Source organism: Acidovorax sp. SRB_24, from assembly GCF_012931925.1.
The window spans coordinates 19,909-23,916 of sequence record NZ_MWOM01000035.1; the positions used below are offsets into that span (position 1 = coordinate 19,909).

Annotated in this window: 4 protein-coding genes; all 4 read left to right on the forward strand. The window is 70.8% G+C overall.

All coding sequences use genetic code 11. The annotated features are described in order from the left end of the window. The first annotated feature begins 125 nt into the window (after positions 1-125). Positions 126-896 (forward strand): SDR family oxidoreductase, encoded by a 771-nt coding sequence (locus B2J89_RS13040; protein ID WP_169169522.1) that lies wholly within the window; start codon positions 126-128, stop codon positions 894-896. A gap of 84 nt (positions 897-980) precedes the next feature. Next, a complete protein-coding gene (gene moaA / locus B2J89_RS13045; RefSeq protein ID WP_169169523.1) occupies positions 981-2,117 on the forward strand; it encodes a GTP 3',8-cyclase MoaA in 1,137 nt (378 codons plus the stop codon). 93 nt (positions 2,118-2,210) lie between these two features. Next, positions 2,211-2,747: a GNAT family N-acetyltransferase gene (locus tag B2J89_RS13050; protein WP_169169524.1), complete on the forward strand. Its 537-nt coding sequence runs from the start codon at positions 2,211-2,213 to the stop codon at positions 2,745-2,747. Then, positions 2,744-4,008 (forward strand): gephyrin-like molybdotransferase Glp (gene glp / locus B2J89_RS13055; RefSeq protein ID WP_169169536.1); only part of this gene is annotated, 1,265 nt, incomplete at its 3' end. The genes B2J89_RS13050 and glp, both read left to right, overlap by 4 nt.

Genomic DNA, 4,008 nt, shown 5'->3' on the forward strand with positions numbered 1-4,008 from the left:
CCCCCACACCCGCCACCACAGAAGCGCAGTGACCGGGGCCATCCATCCGGCGAAATCTGCCCCAAACTCTTTCCTGTCCAGCGTAAGACGCTATCCTATTTGAACTATTCCAGGAGACAAAACCGATGCGCGCACAGAACAAATCCACCATCGTCACCGGCGCCGGCAACGGCATTGGCGAGGGCATCGCCAAGCGCCTGGCCGCCGAAGGCGCCCGCGTCGTCGTCGCCGACATCAACGCCGCCGGTGGCCAGCGCGTGGTGGCCGAGATCACGGCGGCCGGTGGCACGGCCTCCTTCTTCGAGGCCGACGTGACCGACTCGGCCCAGGTCAAGGCGCTGGTCCATGAAGCCGTGCACCGCTTCGGCCGGCTCGACGTGGTCGTCAACAACGCCGGCTGGACGCACCGCAACCGCCCGATGCTCGAAGTGGGCGAGGACGAGTTCGACAAGGTCTATGCGATCAACGTCAAGAGCATCTACCTCTCGGCCATCCACGCCGTGCCGGCCATGCGCGCCAACCCGGGCGGCAGCGGCGGCAGCTTCATCCACATCGCCTCCACGGCCGGCCTGCGCCCGCGCCCGGGCCTGACCTGGTACAACGGCTCCAAGGGCGCCGTCATCACCACCAGCAAGTCGATGGCCGCCGAGCTGGGCCCCGACAACATCCGCGTCAACTGCATCAACCCGGTATTCAACCCCGACACCGGCCTGGCCGCCGAGTTCGCGGGCGGCCCGGTGGACGAGGCGCGCCGCGCCCGATTTCTCGCCACCATTCCGCTCGGGCGCTTCTCCACCGCGCTCGACGTGGCCAATGCCGCGCTGTACCTGGCCAGCGACGAGGCCGCCTTCATCAGCGGCGTGTGCATCGAGGTCGACGGCGCGCGCTGCGTCTGAGCTTCCGCCCCTCTCCTTGACCTCGGTCAAGCCCCTGCGACGGCAGGCCATTCCTGCATGGACCAAGTGGGGCAGAATCACAGCATGGCTGAACGTGTCATCCCCCTTGTGGACCAGCGCCTGGCGGCCCTCCAGCCTCCGCGGCCCCGGCATTCCCCGGTCTCTCCGGGTCGGCTCTCCGACGCGCTCGGGCGCCCGCTGCGCGACCTGCGCATCAGCGTCACCGACCGCTGCAACTTCCGCTGCAGCTACTGCATGCCCAAGGAAGTCTTCGACAAGGACTATGCCTACCTGCCGCACCAGGCGCTGCTGAGCTTTGAAGAGATCACGCGGCTGGCGCGGCAGTTTCTGGCCCACGGCGTGCGCAAGATCCGCCTCACCGGCGGCGAGCCGCTGCTGCGCAAGAACATCGAGGACCTGATCGCCCAGCTCGCCGAGCTGCGCACCGTCGACGGCACGCCACCCGACCTCACGCTCACCACCAACGGCTCGCTGCTGGCGCGCAAGGCGCGCGCGCTCAAGGAGGCCGGCCTCAACCGCGTCACCGTGAGCCTCGACGGCCTCGACGACGCGGTGTTCCGGCGCATGAACGATGTCGACTTTCCGGTGGCCGATGTGCTCGCCGGCATTGAGGCCGCGCACGCCGCCGGCCTCACCGGCATCAAGGTCAACATGGTGGTCAAGCGCGGCACCAACGACCAGCAGATCCTGCCCATGGCGCGGCATTTTCGCGGCACCGGCACGGCGCTGCGCTTCATCGAATACATGGACGTGGGCGCCACCAATGGCTGGCGCATGGACGAGGTGCTGCCCTCGAAGGAACTGATCGCGCGCCTGCAGGCCGAGCTGCCACTGGTGGCGCTGCAGCCCACCGCGCCGGGCGAAACCGCCGAGCGCTGGGGCTGGGCCGATGCCAGCGGCCGCCACGACCCGGCGCTCGGCGAGATCGGCCTGATCAGCAGCGTCACGCAGGCCTTCTGCCACGACTGCAACCGCGCCCGCCTGTCCACCGAAGGCAAGGTCTACCTGTGTCTGTTCGCCACCCAAGGCTACGACCTGCGCGGCCTGCTGCGCGGCGGCGCCGACGACACGGCGCTGGCCGCGGCCATTGCCGGCATCTGGCAGGGGCGCAGCGACCGCTATTCCGAGCTGCGCAGCAGCCTGCCGGCCGACGCGGGCCCGGGCGTGCGGCGCGTGGAGATGAGCTACATCGGTGGCTGAAGCGGCACGCCCTGCACCCGGGCAGACCACGGAAAGCCGACACGCCATGGTTGACGCACAAGACACGCGTGGCGCTGCCCCCCCGTTGGCACCATGAACACCCACATCCGCCCGCTGACGCCCAGCGACGCCCCGGCCTACAAGGCGCTGCGCGACGACATGCTGCGCCGCGCGCCCACGGCCTTCACGTCCGACCACGAATCCTCGGTGGCCCTGGCGGCCAGCGAATTCGCGCCGCGCCTGGGCGCGCCCGCCAGCGGCCTGTTCTTTCTCGGGGCCTTCGATGCGGCGGGCCAGCTGCTCGGCTGCGTCGGCTGCGAACGCGCGCAGCGCCGCAAGGAGCGGCACCGCGCCACCGTGCTCGGCATGATGGTGGCGCCCGCCGCCCAGCGCCAGGGCCTGGCGCGCCAGCTGCTGGCGGCCTGCATTGCCGCGGCCGAGCGCCTGCCCGGACTGCGCCAGCTCGACCTCACCGTGACCGCCGGCAACGACAGCGCCCAGCGCCTGTACGAAGAAGCGGGCTTTCGCGCCTGGGGCCGGCACCCCAACGCCATCGTGGTCGACGGCGTGGGCTACGACAAGGTCCACATGCTGCTGCCCCTGCCCACCCTGATCCGCGCCGCCCCATGAAAACCCTTGCCCAGATTGCCGCCGAGCTGCCAGGCTACGCCCCCCAGGCGCTGCGCGCGAGCGACGCGGCGGCCTTCCTGCAGCGCCTCGTCCAGCCCGTCGAAGGCACCGAGGAACTGGGCATTTGCGATGCCCTGGGCCGCGTGCTCGCGCACGACGTGGTCTCGCCGCTGAGCGTGCCGCCGCACGACAACTCGGCCATGGACGGCTACGCCTTCGACGGCCGCCAGCTCGTGGCCGGCGCGCCGCTGGCGTTGCGCGTGGTCGGCAAGGCCTTTGCGGGCGCGGCCTGGCGCGGCCGGGTGGGCCCGGGCGAGTGCGTGAAGATCATGACCGGCGCCGTCATGCCCGCGGGCCTCGACACCGTCGTGCCGCAAGAGTTCGCGCAGGCCCGCGCCGACGCCGCGGGCGAGCACATCGCGATCGCCGCCGATGTGCTGCGCGCCGGCGACAACCGCCGCTTCAAGGGCGAAGACCTGATGGAAGGCAGCGTGGCACTCTCCCGAGGCGCGCTGCTCACGCCCGCTGCCCTGGGGCTGGTGGCCAGCCTGGGCCTGAAAACCGTGACGGTCTGCCGCCGGCTGCGCGTGGCCTATTTTTCGACCGGCAACGAAATCCTCGGCCTGGGCGACGCGCCGCGCGAAGGCGCGGTCTACGACAGCAACCGCTACACCCTGTTCGGCCTGCTCACGCGGCTGGGCGTGGAAGTGCTCGACCTGGGCCAGGTGCGCGACGAACCCGCGCAACTCAAAAGCGCCTTGCGCTCGGCCGCGCAGCAGGCCGACGCCATCATCACCAGCGGCGGCGTCGGCGTCGGCGAGGCCGACCACACGCGCGCCCTGATGCACCAGCTCGGCGAGATGGCCTTCTGGCATATCGCCATGCGCCCGGGCCGCCCGATGGCGGTGGGCCGCATCCCGCGCGGTGAAATTCACGCCAAATCGGCCTCCAGCGCTTACCCCACAAGCGCTGACAGCTATCAAAACCATAGCCCACACGGCCGGCGCGGCGCCGTCCTGTTCGGCCTGCCCGGCAACCCCGTGGCGGTGATGGTGGCCTTTCTCGCTTTTGTGCGCCCCGCCCTGCTGCGCATGATGGGCAGCACGCACGCCGCGCCACCGCTGCTGCGCGCAGTCAGCGCCCAGGCCATCCGCAAGAAGGCGGGCCGCACCGAATTCCAGCGCGGCCGCGTGGGCACCGCGCCCGATGGCACGCTGCAGGTGCACGCCGTGGGCAACCAGGGCTCGGGCGTGCTCAGCTC

What these genes read in the sequence shown, in the direction of transcription:
- B2J89_RS13040 (WP_169169522.1), top strand. Translation starts at nt 126, where the DNA reads ATGCGCGCACAGAACAAATCCACCATCGTCACCGGCGCCGGCAACGGC.
- moaA (WP_169169523.1), top strand. Translation starts at nt 981, where the DNA reads ATGGCTGAACGTGTCATCCCCCTTGTGGACCAGCGCCTGGCGGCCCTC.
- B2J89_RS13050 (WP_169169524.1), top strand. Translation starts at nt 2,211, where the DNA reads ATGAACACCCACATCCGCCCGCTGACGCCCAGCGACGCCCCGGCCTAC.